Annotated in this window: 18 protein-coding genes; 7 read left to right on the top strand and 11 right to left on the bottom strand. The window is 71.2% G+C overall.

What is annotated here, in order from left to right; all coding sequences use genetic code 11:
• Positions 1-6: 6 nt before the first annotated feature.
• On the bottom strand, positions 7-1,158 hold the full coding sequence (locus AB0C28_RS06490) for a hypothetical protein (RefSeq protein WP_358073270.1): 1,152 nt from the start codon (positions 1,156-1,158) through the stop codon (positions 7-9).
• A gap of 532 nt (positions 1,159-1,690) precedes the next feature.
• Between AB0C28_RS06490 and AB0C28_RS06485 the strand changes: the two genes are divergently transcribed.
• Entirely contained in the window at positions 1,691-2,218 is a 528-nt protein-coding gene (locus tag AB0C28_RS06485; RefSeq protein WP_358073269.1) for a signal peptidase II, read from the top strand.
• A 447-nt stretch (positions 2,219-2,665) separates the two neighbouring features.
• Here AB0C28_RS06485 and AB0C28_RS06480 read toward each other — a convergent pair whose 3' ends face one another.
• The 3 genes from AB0C28_RS06480 to AB0C28_RS06470 all read right to left on the bottom strand — a co-directional run bounded on the left by AB0C28_RS06480 (position 2,666) and on the right by AB0C28_RS06470 (position 5,838).
• Positions 2,666-3,265 (bottom strand): DinB family protein, encoded by a 600-nt coding sequence (locus tag AB0C28_RS06480; protein ID WP_358073268.1) that lies wholly within the window; start codon positions 3,263-3,265, stop codon positions 2,666-2,668.
• A gap of 125 nt (positions 3,266-3,390) precedes the next feature.
• On the bottom strand, positions 3,391-4,155 hold the full coding sequence (locus AB0C28_RS06475) for a SigB/SigF/SigG family RNA polymerase sigma factor (RefSeq protein WP_357841313.1): 765 nt from the start codon (positions 4,153-4,155) through the stop codon (positions 3,391-3,393).
• Between the two features lie 243 nt (positions 4,156-4,398).
• Entirely contained in the window at positions 4,399-5,838 is a 1,440-nt protein-coding gene (locus AB0C28_RS06470; protein WP_357843067.1) for a helix-turn-helix domain-containing protein, read from the bottom strand.
• A gap of 290 nt (positions 5,839-6,128) precedes the next feature.
• On the opposite strand from AB0C28_RS06470, the gene aceA reads away from it, so the two are divergent.
• Positions 6,129-7,415 carry an isocitrate lyase gene (gene aceA / locus AB0C28_RS06465; RefSeq protein ID WP_357841311.1) on the top strand — a complete coding sequence of 429 codons (1,287 nt, stop codon included), beginning with the start codon at positions 6,129-6,131 and terminating at the stop codon, positions 7,413-7,415.
• Between the two features lie 164 nt (positions 7,416-7,579).
• Here the strand turns inward: aceA and AB0C28_RS06460 are convergent, their stop codons facing one another.
• The 3 genes from AB0C28_RS06460 to AB0C28_RS06450 all read right to left on the bottom strand — a co-directional run bounded on the left by AB0C28_RS06460 (position 7,580) and on the right by AB0C28_RS06450 (position 11,517).
• A complete protein-coding gene (locus tag AB0C28_RS06460) occupies positions 7,580-9,277 on the bottom strand; it encodes a serine/threonine-protein kinase (RefSeq protein WP_358073267.1) in 1,698 nt (565 codons plus the stop codon).
• A gap of 315 nt (positions 9,278-9,592) precedes the next feature.
• Positions 9,593-10,429, bottom strand: a complete 837-nt coding sequence (locus AB0C28_RS06455) for a siderophore-interacting protein (RefSeq protein ID WP_358073266.1) — start codon at positions 10,427-10,429, stop codon at positions 9,593-9,595.
• 110 nt (positions 10,430-10,539) lie between these two features.
• Complete coding sequence (locus tag AB0C28_RS06450) at positions 10,540-11,517, bottom strand: alpha/beta hydrolase (RefSeq protein ID WP_358073265.1); 978 nt, start codon at positions 11,515-11,517, stop codon at positions 10,540-10,542.
• Between the two features lie 216 nt (positions 11,518-11,733).
• Here AB0C28_RS06450 and AB0C28_RS06445 point away from each other — a divergent pair, with 216 nt between their 5' ends.
• The 3 genes from AB0C28_RS06445 to AB0C28_RS06435 are packed head-to-tail and all read left to right on the top strand — an operon-like array spanning position 11,734 to position 14,085.
• Entirely contained in the window at positions 11,734-12,558 is an 825-nt protein-coding gene (locus AB0C28_RS06445) for an ABC-2 family transporter protein (RefSeq protein ID WP_357841299.1), read from the top strand.
• Positions 12,551-13,339, top strand: coding sequence for an ABC-2 family transporter protein (locus tag AB0C28_RS06440; protein WP_357841296.1), 789 nt, complete (start codon positions 12,551-12,553; stop codon positions 13,337-13,339). The genes AB0C28_RS06445 and AB0C28_RS06440 overlap by 8 nt, the downstream gene beginning before the upstream one ends.
• Positions 13,340-13,344: 5 nt before the next feature.
• Positions 13,345-14,085 (top strand): ATP-binding cassette domain-containing protein, encoded by a 741-nt coding sequence (locus AB0C28_RS06435; RefSeq protein ID WP_357841294.1) that lies wholly within the window; start codon positions 13,345-13,347, stop codon positions 14,083-14,085.
• 9 nt (positions 14,086-14,094) lie between these two features.
• Here the strand turns inward: AB0C28_RS06435 and AB0C28_RS06430 are convergent, their stop codons facing one another.
• A complete protein-coding gene (locus tag AB0C28_RS06430; protein WP_346109332.1) occupies positions 14,095-14,553 on the bottom strand; it encodes a hypothetical protein in 459 nt (152 codons plus the stop codon).
• A 148-nt stretch (positions 14,554-14,701) separates the two neighbouring features.
• Between AB0C28_RS06430 and AB0C28_RS06425 the strand changes: the two genes are divergently transcribed.
• Positions 14,702-15,238: an MFS transporter gene (locus tag AB0C28_RS06425; protein WP_357841291.1), complete on the top strand. Its 537-nt coding sequence runs from the start codon at positions 14,702-14,704 to the stop codon at positions 15,236-15,238.
• A 47-nt stretch (positions 15,239-15,285) separates the two neighbouring features.
• The gene (locus AB0C28_RS06420) at positions 15,286-16,017 is read left to right on the top strand and encodes a YcnI family protein (protein ID WP_358073264.1); all 732 of its coding nucleotides are present in this window, start codon (positions 15,286-15,288) and stop codon (positions 16,015-16,017) included.
• Positions 16,018-16,097: 80 nt separating this feature from the next.
• Here AB0C28_RS06420 and AB0C28_RS06415 read toward each other — a convergent pair whose 3' ends face one another.
• Genes AB0C28_RS06415 through AB0C28_RS06405 form a run of 3 tightly spaced genes read right to left on the bottom strand, consistent with a single transcriptional unit; the run spans position 16,098 to position 19,238 of the window.
• Complete coding sequence (locus AB0C28_RS06415) at positions 16,098-17,123, bottom strand: ABC transporter permease (RefSeq protein ID WP_358073263.1); 1,026 nt, start codon at positions 17,121-17,123, stop codon at positions 16,098-16,100.
• On the bottom strand, positions 17,110-18,081 hold the full coding sequence (locus AB0C28_RS06410; RefSeq protein ID WP_357841282.1) for an ABC transporter ATP-binding protein: 972 nt from the start codon (positions 18,079-18,081) through the stop codon (positions 17,110-17,112). The genes AB0C28_RS06415 and AB0C28_RS06410 overlap by 14 nt, the downstream gene beginning before the upstream one ends.
• The gene (locus AB0C28_RS06405; protein WP_357841279.1) at positions 18,078-19,238 is read right to left on the bottom strand and encodes a DUF2092 domain-containing protein; all 1,161 of its coding nucleotides are present in this window, start codon (positions 19,236-19,238) and stop codon (positions 18,078-18,080) included. The genes AB0C28_RS06410 and AB0C28_RS06405 overlap by 4 nt, the downstream gene beginning before the upstream one ends.
• Positions 19,239-19,275 lie beyond the last annotated feature (37 nt).

Genomic DNA, 19,275 nt, shown 5'->3' with positions numbered 1-19,275 from the left:
CCTCGGTCATCGATGCCGGCTTCCGCCATCCTCGCCCGTCGCAGGCCGGGTGGGAGCCGGTGGGTTCTCCGCGTGCGGTCGTCCGGGGGCCGTCGAGGTGGAGGGCGCGGCGTCCGGCAGTGCGGCCTCCGGTGCTTCGAGCGGGGCTGTCGTGGATGAGCCGGGTGGCGGCGCGGACGTGGCGTGGGCCGAGCCGCCAGGTGGGGCGGTGCCGTTCACCGCACCGCCTCCGCCGATGCCCGCGCCCTCCCCCAGGTCGCTGCCGGCGCCGTTGACCGCGCCCGCGTCCGGTCCGGTTGTCGTACCGCTGCCTGGACCGATGGATGGATCGGTGAGTGGGCCGGTGACCGCCGAGGGCGACCCGGACGGGCCTGTGGGGGACGGTGTGGCGGGCGGCCCCGACTGGACCGGACCGTACTGCTGGGACCCCCGGGCGGCGCGCCGGTCGCGGTCAGGAGCGTGCCGCTTGTCTGACTTCGCTTTCCTCGCGCTCGTGCCGTTCCCCTGATCGGCCGCCATCTGTCCGCTGAACGCCTGGTAGATGAGGACGCCACCGAAGCTGACCGTGACCACGAGCGCAAGCACCGCCCCCACCCGCAGCCAGCCCAGTCGCCCGCGCATCCCATGCGACCAGGCACTGCTCCCGAACGCCGGCCCACCCACCGACGCCTCATCCGCCTGCACCTCACCCGAGGCCGCGCCGCCTACGAGACCTCCGCCCGCCGGAGCACCGCTGCTTACCCAAGCTCCGTCCGCCGGCGTGTCGAGTGGCCAGGTGTCGCCTGCCGAAGCGCTGCCTGCCGGAGCGCCGATCACCCAAGCGTCACCTGCCGGATCACCGCCGGCCGAAGCGTCGCGACCCGCTGGAGCGTCATCCCGGGTTGGGCGGGTTCGCCGGCTGGTCGTGGTGTGTTGTTTGACCCTGTGGCCGGTGCGCCGCAGGAGATGGGCGTAGAACTCGGTCCCCACCGTGGTGGCCACGCTCATCACGGCCGCGCCGATCACCGTGCCCGTCACCCCGAGGTACGAGGCCGTGACGGCGGCGGTGAGTGCGGCCAGGCCGCCGCCGGTGATCTGCGCGCCGCTCAGGCGCGCCACGCGCCGCTTGCCGCGGTCGCGTCTGGTGGTGCTGGTCGGGGTTGGTCGCCTGCCGGTCATGCCTGCGCTGGCCAGCCTTCCTCATGGTCGGGGCGGGCGCGCCCCGTGGTGGGTGTGCGGATGCCTGCGCCCGTGCGTGCCTGCGGCCAGGGTGCGGTGCTGGGACCGCGACCTGGTCGTGAGCGTGATGTGCGAAGCGCCGGTGGCCGGTGACGGCCGGACGGCGGACCCTCGGGGGCGCTGCTGGAAGCAGCCACGATGGCATACCCGGGCAAAGCCGTCAGCAGCGACGCGCGGGACATGTCCTGCTCCTGAGCTGGACATTGCCATTTTGGGGACATCCCCGTGCATGAGTAGCCGCCAGGAGAGGCGCCCTCAGGAGGGGGCTTCATCTCATTCCTGAGCCGCGCCGCCCGGACAGGCGGCGTCAGGAGGAGGGCCATCGCCTTGCGGGCGGGGAACCCGGCGGGGGGAAATCCGCGACGGCATCCAGACGTCGCGAAGGCGCTTTCGGTAGATTCGTTCGCAAACGACGGTGATGGCGAGGTACCGGGTGCCGGACGAACACATTGCGCAGGCGACAGGACGTGAAATGCGGCGATACGGGTGGATGCTCGCACTCGCCGCCGTGGTGCTCGCCGTCGACCAGGCCTCCAAGTTCTGGGCGGTCTCGGCGCTCGCGGACGGTGAACGCGTCACGGTCATCCCCCAGGTGATCCAGCTTCTCCTGCTGCTCAACCCGGGCGCGGCGTTCTCCATCGGCGAGGGCGTGACGTGGGTGTTCGCCCTCACGGCCGCCGCCGCGGTGATCGGCATCCTGTACGTCGGCAGGCGGCTGCGCTCGTCGGCGTGGACCGTCGTGCTGGGCGCGCTCCTGGGCGGCGCCGCCTCCCACCTGCTCGACCGGCTTTTCCGCCCGCCCGCCTTCGCCCACGGCCACGTCGTCGACTTCATCGACTACGGCGGCCTGTTCGTCGGCAACGTCGCCGACATCGCCCTCACCGGCGGCTGCGCCCTGCTCATGCTCCTCAGCGTGCGCGGCATCCCCCTCGACGGCACACCAGCCAAAAATCCACTGGCAATCCGAAGAGCCGGCCATGTCGATGGCCCCCTTCGTTGAAGGCGACGCGCCGTTGAGGACCGGCTTTACTCCAGCTGACGGGACGTGACCCGCGCGGAGGGGGTCTGGGTTACCGGGTCAGGCGGGTGGACTCTGAGGGCAGCCCAGGGTGGATGACGCGGGCGGGCGGGGGATGACCACGTGGCTGGTCAAGATGGGCTCGCGTTACGGCGCTCAGCCGGTGAAGGGTCAGAGGCCGTCTCCCTGGAGGGTCGCCGGCCGGAGTGCGGCGGGTGGGAGGCCACGGCGCCGCCGTAAAGGATGGGGCTGGAACCACAGCCCCGCGGGGGCGGGGCTGGAACAACCGCACCGCAAAGGACGGGTCTGGAACGACGGCACCGCAAAGAACGGGGCTGAAGCCACAGCGCTGCCGGCAACGACGCCGCAATGGATGATGGCACGAAAAGGTGCTCCCACCCGAAGAAGGCGTATCGACCGACCGCGTATCTACCGCGCCGACGCCTGGTCGGCCTCCCGGGCCGCCTGTTCGACGCGGGCGTGGTGCTCCGCCCACCACTCCTCGCCGACCCGCGGCAGGTTGTCGACGCCCTGGCGCAAGCCCGCCGAGCCGTCGATGAACTCCCTGACGATGTCGGCGTGGCCGGCGTGCCGGTTGGTCTCGGCGATCACATGGACCAGGATCCGGTGCAGGGTCACCCGCCGCCGATCCTCCGGCCACCACGGCACCTCGCCGAAGTGGTCGAGCGGCAGCGCGTCGAGCGTCGCGTCGGCGTGCGCCCACACCCGGCGGTAGAGCCCGATGATGTCCTCGCGCGACTCGTCGGGGGTCGCCCACAGGTCCTCGTTGGGCTCGGCGTCGTCCTCCATCCACGGCATCGGCTCGGCGAACGGTCTGCCGAAGATGTCGCCGAAGTAGCCCGCCTCCACTCCGGCCAGGTGTTTGACCAGCCCCAGCAGGTTGGTGCCGGTGGGCGTCAGCGGCCGGCGGACGTCGTATTCCGACAGGCCGTCCAGCTTCCACAGCAGTGCCTCGCGCACGGTCTGCAGGTAGTGCCGTAGATCCGCCTTCGGGTCCCAGTCAGTCATGCGGGCATCCTTGCACCCGGCCCCGACAGAATCATGCCGTTATTCGTGCCGTCCGCCGAGGCCGGGTGCCAGTCAGCCGGTGAGTCGAACCCTGGGAGGGCAGGCGCTCGTCTCCGTCATCGCCGTCAGTCGGTGAGGGCGGTCCGGAGCTGGGTGAGGACGGCGCGCAGGATGCGGGAGACGTGCATCTGGGAGATGCCGAACTCCTGGGCGATCTCCGATTGGGTCATGTTCCCGTAGAAGCGCATGAGCAGGATGTTCTTCTCGCGGGGAGGCAGGGCGTCGATGAGGGGCTTGACGGCGTGCCTGTCGAGGAGGTGGTTGAGGGAGTCGTCCTGGGCGGGCAGGAAGTCGCTCAGTTCGGCGGCGTCGTCCTCGCCGTTGTTGACGGGGGCGTCGAGGGACAGGGTGCTGTAGGCGGTGGAGGCTTCGAGGGCGAGCAGGACGTCTTCTTCGGAGATGCGGAGCTTGGCGGCGAGTTCGGCGACGGTGGGGGCGTGGCCGAGGGTCTGGGTGAGTTCGGCGGTGGCCTTGTTGAGCTCGATGCGGCGTTCCTGGTAGACGCGGGGGACGCGGATGGCCCAGGTGCGGTCGCGGAAGTGGCGCTTGACTTCGCCCATCATGGTGATCATGGCGTAGCCGCGGAACTCGTGGCCGAGGTCGGGGTCGTAGCCGTTGACGGCCTTCATGAGCCCGACGTAGGCGGCTTGGCGCAGGTCTTCCATGGGTTCGCCGCGGTAGCGGTAGCGGCGGGTGACCTCGGAGACGAGTCCTTCGTGCAGCTGGACGATGCGCTCACGGATGCGGGCGGCGCGCAGGTCGGAGATGTGCGGGTCGGCGAGTTCGGCCAGCAGGTCTTCGGCGGTGAGCTGCTCGAATGCGACGGTCATGAGGGACATGTGCTGCTCCAACAGGTGCCAGCGGCTCCGCCCATGACAAAAAGCCCAGGCAGAGGCACGCTTCGGTAACGCGTGAGGGAAGCCCTCTGCTGGACTTCATGATCAAGAATGCCCGCAAATGGCCGACTAAACACTTGATTTGGATAACAAATGCGTTACGACGGCGGCTGCGTTCGACGGCCGGGTAAACCATCAAGCCCGGTTCGAGCACCGACGGTCCGCACCGCCCGGCGTTCAGCCGGCGGCGGCGTGGCGTTCCAGGAAGGTGTAGACGTCGGCCTCGTCCACCCCGGGGAACGACCCCGGCGGCAGTGCGGCGAGCACGTGGGAGTTGGCTCTGGCCGACGGCCAGGCGTACCCCTCCCAGCGTTCCGCCAGCTCGGCCGGTGGGCGGCGGCAGCAGTCGCCGCTCGGGCAGCTGGACTTCGTGCGGTTGGTGGTCTCGCGGCCCCGGAACCAGCGCGACTCCTTGTACGGCACCCCCAGCGTGATCGCGAAGTCCCGCTCGCGCGAAGGATCGACGTGGGCCACGCAGAAGTAGGTCCCGGTGGGCGAGTCGGAGTACTGGTAGAACACCGAGAAGCGGTCCGGCGAGGCGAACACCTGCCGCCCCGACCACTGCAGGCACATCCGCTGCCCCTCGATGGCCCCCTGCTCGTCGGCCGGGAAGACGATGCCGTCGTTCTCGTACGCCTTGTAGATCGTGCCCCCCGCGTCGTTGCGGACGAAGTGGCAGACCAGCCCGAGATGGTGAGTGGCGAGGTTGGTGAAGCGGTGGGCGGCCATCTCGTACGACACCGCGAACACGTCCCGCAGGTCCTCCACCGACAGCGCCCGGTCGGACTTGGCCTCCTGGAGGTAGAGCGCGGCGGCCTTCTCGGGGACGAGGACGGCGGCGGCGAAGTAGTTGGCCTCGGTGCGCTGGCGCAGGAAGTCGGCGAAGTCACGGGGCTTGTCGTGGCCGAGCGCGAGGTGCCCGAGCGTCTGGAGCAGGATCGTGCGCGGGGTGTGCATGCCGAGCTGCTCGTGTTTGACGTAGATGCGGCGGTTGCGCATGTCGGTGATGGAACGCACCGAACGCGGCAGGTCCTGGGCGGTGTGCACGGTGTAGCCGAAGTGCGTGACGAGGCTCTGGATCATGCTCTGCGACAGCGCGCCCGTACGGTATCCGACCGCTTCGAGCGCCTCGGCGGCGGCCTTCTCGATCTCGGGGAAGTAGTTGCCCACCTCCCGCTGCCGGCGCCGCAGCTCGGCGTTGGCGGCCCTGGCCTCCTCCGGCGTGGCGGTGCCGCGGGCCTGGCGGGCGCGCAGTTCGCCGTACAGGCCGAGGAGGTGTTCGAGCACGTCGTTCGGCACGCGCGCGGACACCTTCAGCCGGGGCAGGCCGAGCCCGGCGTAGACGGGGTCGCGCTGGGCCTCCTCCAGCGCGATCTCCAGCTGGGCGCGGCGGTTGGGCGGCTGGCGGCGCAGCAGCTCCTCGACGGGGACGCCGAGCGCGGTCGCCAGCGACTTGAGCAGGGAGAGCTTGGGCTCGCGCTTGCCGTTCTCCAGCAGGGAGAGCTGGCTCGGCGCCCTGCTGACGCGCGAGCCCAGGTCGGACAGGGTGAGCCCGCGCTGTTTGCGCAGGTGACGCAGGCGCTGGCCAAACGCGATCAGATCGAGCTCCTGCGTCAAAGACAGCGGTTCTTCGCCCAGCAAGGAGGCCATACCGAATCTTAGACAGAAATTCGGCTCATCTTCCAGCGCTTCGGGACTCCTCGGCGCAGGATCTTGGACGGCGCCGCCGCAGAGGCGATTGGTCTAGGCCAACGGTAAAACCTGCGAATTCTTCACTGCTGAATACCGGCCGGTAATCCTCAATACGAGAATATCGGCGATTCTTCTCGCAGGTTAACCCTATTTGTCGCAGGTGGCCGGGGCAGAGACTCGGCGTGAGCACCCAGGGGACGACAAAGGAGTGAGCCATGATCGATCGCCTCAAGGGAGCTGCTGAGCAGCTGCAGGACGAATGGGACAACGACCCTCGCTGGAAGGGCATCGAGCGCACCTACAGCGCCGAAGACGTGATCAGGTTGCGCGGCAGTGTCCAGGAGGAGCACACGCTCGCCCGGCTGGGCGCCGAGCGGCTGTGGAGCCTGCTGCACACCGAGGACTACGTCAACACCCTCGGCGCGCTCACCGGCAACCAGGCGGTGCAGCAGGTGCGGGCGGGGCTGAAGGCGATCTACCTGTCGGGCTGGCAGGTCGCCGCGGACGCCAACCTGGGCGGGCACACCTACCCCGACCAGAGCCTCTACCCGGCCAACTCCGTGCCCGCCGTCGTGCGCCGGATCAACAACGCGCTGCTGCGCGCCGACCAGATCACCTGGTCGGAGGGCGACGGTGACGCCCCCCACTGGCTGGCCCCGATCGTGGCGGACGCGGAGGCCGGGTTCGGCGGCGTGCTCAACGCGTTCGAGCTGATGAAGGGCATGATCGCGGCCGGCGCCGCGGGCGTGCACTGGGAGGACCAGCTGGCCTCGGAGAAGAAGTGCGGCCACCTCGGCGGCAAGGTGCTGATCCCGACCGGCCAGCACGTCAAGACCCTGAACGCCGCCCGCCTCGCCGCGGACGTCGCCGGAGTCCCCACGCTGGTGGTCGCGCGGACCGACGCCCAGGCCGCGACGCTCCTGACCAGCGACGTGGACCCGCGCGACCAGGCGTTCACCACCGGCGAGCGCACCGCGGAGGGCTTCTACCGGGTCAGGAACGGCCTGGAGGCGTGCGTGGCGCGCGGCCTGGCGTATGCGCCGTACTCCGACCTGCTCTGGATGGAGACCGGCACGCCCGACCTCGACGTGGCCCGCGAGTTCGCCGAGGCGATCAAGGCCGAGTACCCGGACCAGATGCTCGCCTACAACTGCTCACCGTCGTTCAACTGGAAGAAGCACCTCGACGACTCGACGATCGCGAAGTTCCAGCGCGAGCTGGGGCACATGGGGTACAAGTTCCAGTTCATCACGCTGGCCGGGTTCCACTCGCTGAACTTCGGCATGTTCGACCTGGCCCAGGGCTACGCGGCCGACGGCATGACCGCGTACGTCGAGCTGCAGGAGGCGGAGTTCGCCGCCGAGGCGCGCGGCTACACCGCGACGCGGCATCAGCGTGAGGTCGGCACCGGCTACTTCGACCTGGTCTCCACGGCCGTGGCACCCGACTCCTCGACCACCGCGCTGCGCGGCTCCACCGAAGAGGAGCAGTTCGGCCACTAGGTTCCCCCGATCTCGCCGGCCACCTCCAGGGCATGGGACGGTTCCCCGGCGACCGGGCCGCGCCGGCTCCCAGCGCCGGCGCGGCCCGCTTTCATGTGCACCGGCCGCGCACCCGACCCGCTCAGGGGGCGGGGGCCTGTTCACTTGCCGCCGGCCTGACCTGCTCAGGGGGCGGTGGTGCCGCCCGTCGGGGTCGGGGTGGTCGTGACGGTGGGGGTCGGGCCGGGTGACTCGCCAGGTCCGTCCTGCGGGATCGTGGTGATCGAGCCCGAGGGCCGCGGGCAGTCCCGTCTGGCCGCGGCGTTGCCGCGTCTGCGGGCCGCCGGGTTCGCGCACTCTCCCGGGTCGTTCCCGCCCGGGTCGCCGGGGCCGAACGTGTGCGACGTCGGGACGACGCTCCGCCTGCGGTCGCGCTCGCGTCCGGGCGTGAGCACGGAGACCGGGCTGGTCGTACGGGTTCGCGTGACGAACACCGTGGGCGTGGCGGGCGACGGCAGCGCGGTCGTCGCCAGGCGTACCGGGGGCGGATTCCTGGTCGTGATCGCGGGCCGCACGGTGGAGCCGGCACTGCTCTGCGGCTGCGCGGCGGGCGGGTCGGCGGGCAGGAGCGCGCCTCCTCCCATGTTCGTCCCGTCCCCGCCCGAGGCCGCGATGACGGTGAGGGCCGCGATCGAGACCGTGGCCAGGGCGGCGAACGTCGCGTGCGAGAGCTGCGCCCTCGACTTCGCCCTGCTCCCCCGCCCTCGCGCCCCGGACCGCCCCTTGCCTCCAGTACCGCCCTCGTCCCGGCCACCGCCCCGACCCGTGGCAGCGTCGCCGGCACGCCCCCCGGAACCAGGGGCCGCGTCATCGGGACCGCCACCGGAACCCTCGCCCCAGACGGATCCGGCTTCGGAACGGTCCACGAACGGGGCGTCCTCGTCTCCGGATGACTCCGGGTCGCCGGGCGAGCGCGCCAGCCGCACCAGCCCTCCCCCGGCCGGATACGGCACCGGCGTCCAGATCTCCGCCAGCACCTCCGCCACCGAGTGCCGCAGGTCCCACGGATCCCCGACCCCGCCGGCGGCCAGCAGCGCCCGCAGCAGGTCGGCGGCCCTGGGACGGTCGCCGGGCTCCTTGGCCAGGGCGGCCTCGACGGCGGGCCGCAGCAGGGCCGGCACGTTCTCCACGCGCGGCGGGTCGAACAGGATGCGCCGGGTCAGCACGTCGGTCTCACCGCCGCCGAACGGATGGTGCCCGCCGGCGGCGAAGGCCACCAGGCATCCCCAGGCGAACACGTCGGAGGCGGGCACGGCGGACCCGCCCGTCAGCCGTTCCGGCGCGACCCATCCAGGGCTGCCCATGACCTGGCCTGCCTGCGTGTGCGCGGACAGCGTGTCCACGTCCCGTGCGATGCCGAAGTCGATGACCCGCGGGCCCCGCGGGGATAGCAGCACGTTGCCCGGTTTGAGGTCCCGGTGCACGAGCCCCGCCTCGTGCACGGCCACCAGCGCGGCCGCGACGCCGAGCGCCACCCCGTAGGCGAGGTCGGGCGGGAGTGGCCCCTTGGCCTTGACGACCTGGGAGAGCGCGGGGCCCGGGATGTACTCGGTGACCAGGTAAGGGCGGTCCTTGTCGGTGCCGTCCTCCACGACGGCGGCGGTGCAGAACGGTACCAATCTCCGCGAGAAAGCCACTTCCTCGGCGAAGCGGGCCCGTAACGTGGCATCGTTGAGATGCACCGCATGCGGTGTCTTGAGGGCGACCAGGCCCCCTTGAGGGTGTTCGGCCAGATACACCACTCCCATCCCGCCGGTTCCCAGGCGGCCGAGGAGTAGATATCGGCCGATGATGACCGGGTCGCCCACCGTCAGCGGTCGCACTCCGGCAGGCATGTCCCTCGCCCCACGCGCCATCCGGGTTTCGCCTCTCCTGATCAGGGTCACGGCAAAGCACACTGTGGCGGCTCCCGTGGAGGCTTTCCGCATGTCTTACATAAGGGGTATTGGAGGTAAGGCTGTCATTCCCTCTAGGTAAGTAAATGCTGTGACATAGCGGTCTGAAGTGGCACTTCGCGCCTGCCGTGCCGGGCGGGAACGAGGTCCGCCGGGCCACCGTGGCCGGGCGCGAAAAGCACCGCGGCCGGGTGCGAAAGGCATCGTGGCCGGGCGCGAGAAGACACCGCCGCCCGGCGCGGTTCAGGAGGCGATGGCGGCCGATTCCTCGGCCTCGACCTGGCGGTTCCACTCGCGCTTGACCTCACGCCACGCCTCGTCGTCGACCCCGGTCCGCCAGTAGCCGGAGATCGACAGCCGGTCGAGCCCGATCCCGCGCTCGATCCGCAGATGCCGGCGCAGTTCCTTCACGAACCCGGCCTCCCCGTGCACGAACGCGTGCACCTTACCCTCGGGGAACTCCAGCGCCCGCACCGCCTCCACCAGCCGCAGCCCCACGGGCCCATCGCCCCGGTAGACCCAGGTCACGTGCGCCTCGGCGGCCGTGCCCAGCTTCTGCTCGTCCTCGGGCGCGTCCACCTCCACCAGCACGTACGCCGTGGCGTCCGCCGGCAGCGCCTCCAGCGAGGCCGCGATGGCCGGCAGCGCGCTCTCGTCGCCCACGAACAGATGCCAGCCCGCCTCAGGGTCGGGCGCGTAACCGCCGCCGGGACCCAGCATGAGCAGTTCGTCCCCGGGCACCGCCCGCTCCGCCCACGGCCCGGCCAAGCCCTCGTCGCCGTGGACGACGAAGTCGAGGGTGAGCTCGCGGGTGTCGGGGTCCCAGGCGCGCACGGTGTAGGTGCGCAGGCGCGGCCACAGCTCGCGCGGCATCTGCTCGCGGCAGGTCTGCACGCTGAACGGCTGGGGGTAGTCGACCCCCTCGTACGGGAACACCAGCTTGACGTAGTGGTCGGTGAGCCCCGTCGTCGCGAAGTCCGCCAGCCCGTCGCCGCCCACGACGACGCGTACCATGTGGCGGGAGATGCGTTCGGTCCGCTGGACCACGCCCCGGTGATGATCCGTGCGCTTGTTCGCCATCGAACAGCCCCCTGGTGCAGTTAGGTATACCTAACCTTATACTGCCCTGGCCTCCTGGCGTATGCCAATCCCCTCATTCCGGACAGGCGAAATGCCGGGCCGGCAAAAAGTCAGGCCGCCGCCGAGTCGCCCGCGGGCATCGACGCCGCCCCCACCGCCGCCAGGAACCGGGACACGTGCTCGAAGGCCAGCCGCGCCTCGGGCAGCACGTCGGCCAGGATCGGGAAGACGTGGGGCATCCGCGGCCACTCCTCGTAACGCACCGGGACCCCGGCCAGCCGCGCCCGCCGGGCCACCTGCCTGCCCTCGTCCCGCAGCACCTCGGTCGAGCCGGTCACGATCATGAGCGGCGGCAGGCCGGTGAAGTCCCCGTGCACCGGCGAGACCAGCGGGTCCCACGGGTCCAGCCCCGACGTCCACCTGCGCGCCAGCCAGCGCACCCGGCCGGCCGGCAGCATGGGGTCCTGCCAGCGGTTGGCCCGGCGCGGCACGTCGGTCAGGTCGGCCCACGGCGACAGGCAGATGGCCGCGCCCGGCAGCGGCGTGCCCCGGTCGCGCAGGGCCAGCAGGGTCGCCAGGGTCAGGTGGCCGCCCGCCGAGTCGCCGGCCAGCACGACGTCCTCAGGCGCGTACCCGCGGCCCAGCAGGCAGTCGTAGGCGTCGAGCGCGTCGGCCAGCGAGTCCGCCAGCCGGTGCACCGGGCCCTGCCGGTAGTCGAGCGCCAGCACCGGCCGCCCGGCCGCCACCGACAGCCGCCAGGTGATGGACCTGTGCGTACGAGGCGAGCACGAGAAGTAGCCGCCGCCGTGGAAGTAGAGCACCACCTTGCCCTCGTCCAGGTTTTCCCCGCCACGCACCCACTCACCTCCGCACGCGGAGAAGGCCGCCGGCTCGATCGTCACGTGCCCGGGATGGGGCACCTTGACCATCCGGGTGAGGTCGTTCAGGCGGGCCGCCCCCGACAAGGCGAGGGGATGACGCATCAGCAAACTGGAGGCCGGCTTGAGCGTGCCGCGCATGAGACCGGTGAGCGCGCGGGCCTGCCAGCTCAAGGGGTAGCCGGGTATCACGTCCTTGTCGATGAGCATTCTCGACCCTCCGAGAGTGATTCTTCCCCCGTTCAAGATCGTCCTACCCATCAGTAGGTAACTAATCTCTTACGCCCGCATTTCGGCCTCGCCACACGCGGACGAACCACACCAGCGCCGGATTTGTCCGGGATTAATCGCGTTGCGAGCCGCCACACGGCCCCCCGATAATTCCGTGCTTCCCACTCGACAGACCCGTGCGCGGGTCCAAGCACGGTGCGCAACCGTGCCATCACCCCCCGGAGGTGCCAAACCATCCCGCTCTATGCCCGGCTCGTCCGGTACGGCTTCCGCAAACACGCCACCTACGTCTGGGCGGCGCTCGCCGGCGCGTTCACCAACAGCGTCTTCGGCATCCTGCGCGCCTACATCCTCATCGCACTGTGGCAGGCCCGCCCCGGCCTGGCCGGCTACGACATGACCGACGCCATCACCTACTGCTTCGTCACGCAGGCGTTCATCGGCCCGATGCAGCTGTTCGGCGGCGGCCTCGGCCTGCCCGAGCGCATCCGCAGCGGCGACATCGCGCTCGACCTGGTCCGCCCCGCGCCGCTCCAAGCCTGGACGCTCGCCGAGGACGCGGGCAGGGCCGCCTACCTGTTCCTGGTCCGCGGCATCCCGCCAATGCTGGTCGGCGCGCTGGTGTTCGGCATCCACTTCCCGGCCGGCCCCGGCCAGTGGCTGGCCTTCCTGACCGGTTTCGCGCTCGGCGTCGTCGTCAGTTTCGGCTGGCGCTACCTGATCGCGCTGTCGGTCTGCTGGCTCCTCGACGACCGCGGCGTGGCCGTCGTGTCGCTGGTCCTCAGCACGTTCTTCAGCGGCATGATGATCCCGCTTCATCTGTTCCCCGGCTGGCTGGGCGACCTGGCCGCGGTCCTGCCGTGGGCCGCCATGGTGCAGCTGCCCACGGACCTCTACCTGGGCAAGGCGCCGGTGGCGCCGACGCTCGCCCTCCAGGCGCTCTGGGCCGTGGTCCTGCTCGGGCTGGGCACGGCCGGCACCAGGGCGATCCGCCACAAGGTGGTGATCCAGGGTGGTTAGGACGTACTTCCGGCTGGTCTGGACGTGGACCAGGGCGGCCGCCGCGTACCCCGCCTCGTTCGCGCTGATGAGCGTGCTCGGCTTCGTCATCGCCGCGATCGACGTCGCCGTGATCCTGGTCGTCTTCGCCAACACCACCACGCTCGCGGGCTTCTCCCGCGACGAGGTCCTCTTCCTGTACGGGGCCGCCTCCCTGGCGTTCACCAGCTGCGACACGTTCGTCAGCAACCTCGACCGGGTCAGCGCGCACATCAAGGCCGGCACCCTCGACACGTTCCTGATCAGGCCGGTCGGCGCCTGGATCCAGCTCGCCACCGACCGCTTCCAGATCACCCGGATCGGCCGCATCCTCCAGTCCGCCCTCGTGCTCGGGTACGCGGTCACGGCGCTCGGCCTCGACCGGGAGCGCGTCTGGATGATCCCGGTCATGGTGCTCACCGGGATCGTCATCTTCGGGGCGCTGTGGACGCTCGCCGGCGCGGCGCAGTTCGTGCTGACCGACGCGCCGGAGGTGGTCAACGCCTTCACCTACGGCAGCTACCAGCTCACCCAGTATCCGCTCGGCATCTACGCCCGCGACGTGGTCAGGGGCGTGACGTACGTGCTCCCGCTGGCCTTCGTCAACTGGCAGCCGGGCCTGTACGTACTGGGCCGCGACGATCCCTTCGGGACACCCGAGTACACGCGTTTCGCCGGACCGGCCGCCGCGCTGGTCCTCGCCCTGGTGGCCGCGCTGGCCTGGCGGCAGGGCATCCGGCACTACCGATCGACGGGGAGTTGACGTACATGATCGAGCTTGACCAGGTGGGACGGTCGTTCAAGGTGAAGCGGGACGTCGTGCACGCCGTGCGCGACCTGTCCTTCACCGTGTCGGCGGGCGAGTTCGTCGGCTACCTCGGGCCGAACGGCGCGGGCAAGTCCACCACGATCAAGATGTTGTGCGGCATCCTGACCCCCACCACGGGCCGGGTCAGGGTGGCCGGGCTGGAGCCGTCGCGCCGGCGCACCACGCTGGCCCGGCGCATCGGCGTCGTCTTCGGCCAGCGTACGACGCTGTGGTGGGACCTGCCGCTGAAGGACAGCTTCGAGCTGATCCGCCACCTCTACCGGGTGGAGCGCGGCGCCTTCACCGCGCGCCTGGCCGAGCTGACCGAGACGCTCGACCTGGGCGCCTTCCTGCGCACGCCGGTGCGCCAGCTGAGCCTCGGCCAGCGCATGCGCGGCGATCTGGCGGCGGCGCTGCTGCACGCGCCGGACGTGCTGGTGCTGGACGAGCCGACGATCGGGCTCGACGTGGTCAGCAAGAACGGCATCAGGCAGTTCCTCAAGCGGCTCAACGCCGAACGAGGCACGACCGTGCTGCTGACCACGCACGACCTCGGCGACATCGAACGCCTGTGCCGCCGGGTCATGCTGATCGACCACGGCCGGCTGGCGTTCGACGGCACGCTCGACGACCTGATGGCCACGGCCCCGGAGGAGTCGTCGATCGAGGACGTGGTGACCCGCCTCTACACCGGCGGGTAGCGCCGCCGGTCAGTAGTAGCTGCCCTCCGGCGTGGTCTCGTAGTCCTCGTCAAGATCGTCGTCCTGCCGGCGCGACCAGCGCGACGGCATCAGGACGGGGATGAACAGGGCCACGCCGATCAGGGCGAGGACGCCGGTCGTGAGCATCGTCCTGGCGCCGAAGCCGGCGTCGCGGATGATCTGGTTGACCGAGGGCTCGGACGGGATCAGGGAGAGCGCCCGGTTCATGTCGAGCGCGTAGACGACCGTCCAGGCCAGCAGGACCATGGACGGGACGAACGTCGCCAGCGGCGAGATCCGGCCCGCCGTCACGAGCCCGAAGACCAGCCCGACGGCGGCCATCGCGCCCAGCGCGATCCAAATCTTCTGCATGTCGGGAGGGTTCGCCGCGGCGTTCCCGACGGCCTGCTGCACCGCCCAGCCGCCGCCCCCCAGCACGGCGACCGTCACCACAAGCCCGATGAGCAAACCACCTAAGTGCCGCAACGTTCTCACCTCAATGTCAACGTGGATCGGCACGACCCTAGCGACAAATGCCAATTTCGGACATGGCATTGGACAGCTTGGGACTCGAGGTCTCAAGCAACCCTGCCCCGTGAGAGCATGGGGCACACCCATGCGTGCGCAACTCCCCCTGAGGCTCGCGCGGACGGCCGCCTTCGCCGCCGTCTGCGGGGCTCTGGCCGCGCTCGCCCACGTCCTCGGCGGCGGATCGGCGCCCGCGCCGGCGACCGCCGCGCTCGGGTTCTGCGGCGTGGCCGCGCTCGGGCTGGCGCTGGGCGGCAGGGAGCGCTCGGCGGGCACGATCAACCTGATGCTGGTCGGGGCGCAGCTGGGGCTGCACGAGCTGTTCGCGGGCGAGGGCGCCGCCTATGTGTCGGTGCACGGGCACGCCCAGGGCGGCCTGGCCGTCAACGCCGGCATGCTGCTCACGCACCTGACGGCGACGGTGATCACGGGCCTGTGGCTGTCGCGCGGCGAGGCCGCGCTGTGGTCGCTGCTGCGCCGCCTCGGCCGGCGGCTCACGCCGCTCGCGCCCGTGAGCGTTCCTCTTCCGCGGCCGTACACGGCGATCGTGCACACCAGGGTCGTCCCGCTCCAGCCGGGGTTCCGGCACAGCGTGGCCAGGCGTGGTCCTCCACTTCCCGCCTGACCTTCTGACACCTGTCCTGCCCCCTGAACACCAAGTGGAGCCTTCCCATGTCCTTCGTACGCCGTGCGGCGACCGTGCTCGCCGCCACCACCGCCCTCACCGCCGGCCTGGCCCTGCCCGCGCTGGCCCACGTCACCATCCAGCCCGGCACCGCCGAGGCGGGCGGGTTCACCAAGGTCGCCTTCCGGGTGCCCAACGAGCGTGACGACGCCTCGACCACCGAGGTCGAGGTCAGCTTCCCCGCCGACCATCCGCTGGCCTTCGTCTCCGTCAAGCCCGTGCCGGGGTGGAAGGTCAAGGTCACCGAGGGCAAGCTGCCCGCGCCGGTCAAGACCGAGTACGGCGAGCTGAAGGAGGCCGTCACCAAGGTCGTCTGGTCGGGCGGCAAGATCGCCCCTGGGGAGTTCCAGGAGTTCGAGGTGTCCATGGGGCAGTTGCCCAAGGGCGTCGACTCGCTGATGTTCCCGACGAAGCAGACGTACTCCGGCGGCGAGGTCGTGGACTGGTCGGATGCCCCCAAGACGGACGGCACGGAGGCCGAGCACCCGGCGCCGCTGCTCAAGCTGGTGCCCGCCGCCGACGCCACCGCCTCCACCCCCGCGACCACCGCTCCCGCCGCCGCGGCGGCGCCGACGATGAGCCCGGTGGCCGGCGCGGCCTCGGCGTCCGCGGAGTCCTCGGACGGCACGGCCCGGCTGCTCGGCGGGGCCGGGCTGGTCGTGGGCGTCATCGGCGTGGTGGTCGGCTTCCTCGGCCTGCGCCGCCGCCCGTCCGCCTGACCCGCCCGCCTGACCCGCCCGTCCGAAGGCCCTCCGGGCCCGTCGCTGTCCCCGCGCCGCGTGCGCGGGGACGGCCGCCGTCAGGACGTGATGTCCTTGCCGGAGAAGCGCGCCCACGCGATCGTGCCGGACAGCAGGATGTAGGCCCCGAACGTGAGCAGCCCGTCCATCAGCGCCCCCGTGTCGATCGGGCTGCGCAGCACCGCGTCGAAGCTCGTGAACCTGGTCGGCAGCAGGTACGGCGTGATCGAGCTGAGCTCGGGGAAGGCCCGCAGCACCTGGCAGACGATGACCAGGATCATGGTGCCCGCGATGGCCCCGATGGAGACCTCGGTGAACACCGACAGCGCCAGCGCGATCGCGGCCAGCGCCGCCATGCCCGCGCCGACGTACCCGACGGTGATGGCGATGCGCACCAGGCCGTCCAGCATCGGGATCGTCGTCCCCGACAGCAGCGTCACGGGCCCGGCGGGGAACAGCGCCAGCCCCGTCAGCAGCGCCGACAGCGCCACGACCGCCGTCACCGCGTAGGCGTAGACGACCGCGTTGAGGTATTTGACGGCCAGCAGCCGGGTGCGCCCGGCCGGCGCGGCGAGCAGGTAGCGCAGCGTCCCGCCGCCCGCCTCCCCCGCGATCGAGTCGCCCGCGACCACGCTGACGGCCACCGGCATCAGCAGCAGCACCAGGAACGAGAACGACGCGAACGTCAGCATCAGGCTGTTGCCCGCGACGGCCTGGATGATCCCGCCCACCCCGTCGTCGGAGCCGCCGACCAGGCGCAGGGCCAGGCCGATGACGACCGGCACCACGGCGAGCACGGCGAGGATCGCCAGGTTGCGCGGGCGGCGGAAGGTCAGGCCCAGCTCGGAGCGGAGCAGCCGCCAGAACGCCCACGTCGCCCGGGCCGCGGAAGCCCGCCCGGAGACCGGCTCCGACGCCTGTCCAGAAGGCCCGGAAGGTCTGGAAGGCCCAGAAGATCCGGTCGTCGCGGGGCGATCCGCCGCATGCTCTTCTGTTCGCTCGGTCGTCCGCATGGTCTCCGTCACCGGCACCAGGCCGGGCGTCCGCCGCGTGGCCGTCGAGGTCGCGCTTTCAGCCGTCGACATCGAAGCCCTCCCCTGTCAGTCCCACGAACACGTCCTCCAGGCTCGGCCGCACCACGGCCAGCCCCCGTACGGCCACGCCCTCCCCCACCAGAGCGGCGTTGATCTTCTCCGGCGCGTGCCCGCCCAGCTCCGCCAGGACCTGCCCGCCCTCGATCCGCACCTCGGCCAAGCCGAGCGAGTCCAGCACGCGGGCCGCGCCGGCCTCGTCGGGCGTCTCCACCCGGATGCGGGTGACCAGCCCGCCGTTGAGCGAGGCGATCGTGCCCTGCGCGACGAGCTTGCCGGCGCGCATGATCGCGGCGTGCGTGCACATCTGCTCGACCTCGGCCAGCAGGTGCGAGGAGACGAAGACCGTGGTGCCGTCCGCGGCGATCTCCTTGACCAGCGCGCGCACCTCGCGCGTGCCCTGCGGGTCGAGCCCGTTGGTGGGCTCGTCCAGGATGAGCAGTTCGCGCGGGCCGAGGAGGGCGGCGGCGATGGCCAGGCGCTGGCGCATGCCGAGCGAGTAGTTGCGGTAGCGCTTGCCGGCCGCGGCCGACAGGCCGACCCGCTCCAGTGCCTCCTCGACGCGCCGCTTGACGGTGCCGGGGACCGCGTACGGGTCGGCGGCGTCGAAGCGCATGAGGTTGGCCGTGCCCGACAGGTACGGGTAGAAGGCCGGGCCCTCGACCAGCGCGCCCACCTTGGGCAAGGCCTCCGCCTGCGGCAGCCCGAGCACGGAGTACTCGCCGGCCGTGGGCGCCACCAGGCCGAGCAGCATGCGGATCGTCGTGGTCTTGCCCGAGCCGTTGGGCCCCAGGAAGCCGAAGACGGAGCCGCGCGGCACCGCCAGGTCGAGGGCGTCCACCGCGACCTGGCCGCCGCGGAAGCGCTTGGTCAGTCCCTCGGTGACGATCGCGTCCCCGGAGGGCGGGGCCGCCCCGAAGGGCGCCCCCGCTTCCTGCATGACGGCGGTCACTTGGTGCCCGCCGCCTTGGTGATCTCCTCCGGAGTGACCGCGCCGACCAGAAGGCGGCCGTCGTCGGTCAGCAGGGCGGTGACGAGCTTGGTCTTGATCAGCTTGCCCGAGCCCCACGTGCCGCTCACCGGGGTGGCGGACTTGAGCACGCCGTCCAGCAGCGCCTGCGGGTCGGCCCCGTCGCCGAAGCCGTCGGGCCGCTCGGACGCGTCGGGCTTCGCGGCGGTCAGGTCCGACAGCGAGAACGGGATCACGGCCACGCTCGCCCAGCCGTCGCCGACGACCTTGGCCTCGCCCGCGACCCGCTCGGCCCGCTCGGCGTGCTCTTCGGCCCGCTTCTCGTGCGTCTCGTCCAGGCCGATCGTCTTCTCCTCCACCTTGGCGCCCGCGGGCGGGGTGAAGGTGAAGTTCTCGGCGGCCGGCGGCGTGAACGTGATCTGGGTGAAGCCGAGCTGGAAGGCCGGCTCGGCCGAGCCCTTGGCGTATACCTGGACCTGGAGGGGGACGTACGTCTCGCCGTCGAGCGCGATCCGCACCTCCTGCACCAGGGAGCCCTCCTCCTTGGGCGACAGGACGAGCTGGTAGACCGGGCGGCCCGCCACCTCGGCGTTGTTGATCACCCGCACCGCGGTGTGCTCGTCGGCGTTGGCCAGCACCCGCGCGGCCACCTGCTGCGGGGTCAGGTCACTGGCCTGGGGCACCGGCGTGGCCGGCGTGTGCGTGTCGCCCTTCTTGATGGTCAGCTTGGTGGCGGTGTTGGTGGCGCTGTCCCAGTACCAGCCCTCGCCGCCGTTCACGATCAGGTTGGTCTCGTTCAGCTGGGTCGGCATGGCCACCCTCAGCTTGTCGGCGGCGCCGTACCAGACCTTCACCTCGTGCGAGCCCGACAGCAGGCTCAACGGCGAGGCCGGTCCGGACGACGGCAGGGCCGGCAGGCCGAGCGAGGCCGTCTGCTGCACCGTGCCGGACATCGGCGCGATGCCACCCTCCTTGTGGGTGGCCGCCACGGCGTCGGCCAGTAGTTGCGCCGCCGAGCGTTCCGGCAGCGTGGGCTCGCCACTCACGGCGGCGATGACGGGGCCGGCGCCGATCGCGGCTCCGATCACGGCCGCTGCCGCGATCGGGACTCCCCACCTCACGAACGTGCCTCTGCGCATTTCACTCCTTAACGGTATGTCGATGCCCAGAGCCTGC

The sequence above is a fragment of the Nonomuraea sp. NPDC048892 genome, from assembly GCF_040649735.1.
Classification (GTDB): Bacteria; Actinomycetota; Actinomycetes; order Streptosporangiales; family Streptosporangiaceae; genus Nonomuraea; species Nonomuraea maheshkhaliensis.
Note: the sequence above shows the minus strand (reverse complement) of the source record. Positions and strands in the feature narration are given on the sequence as shown.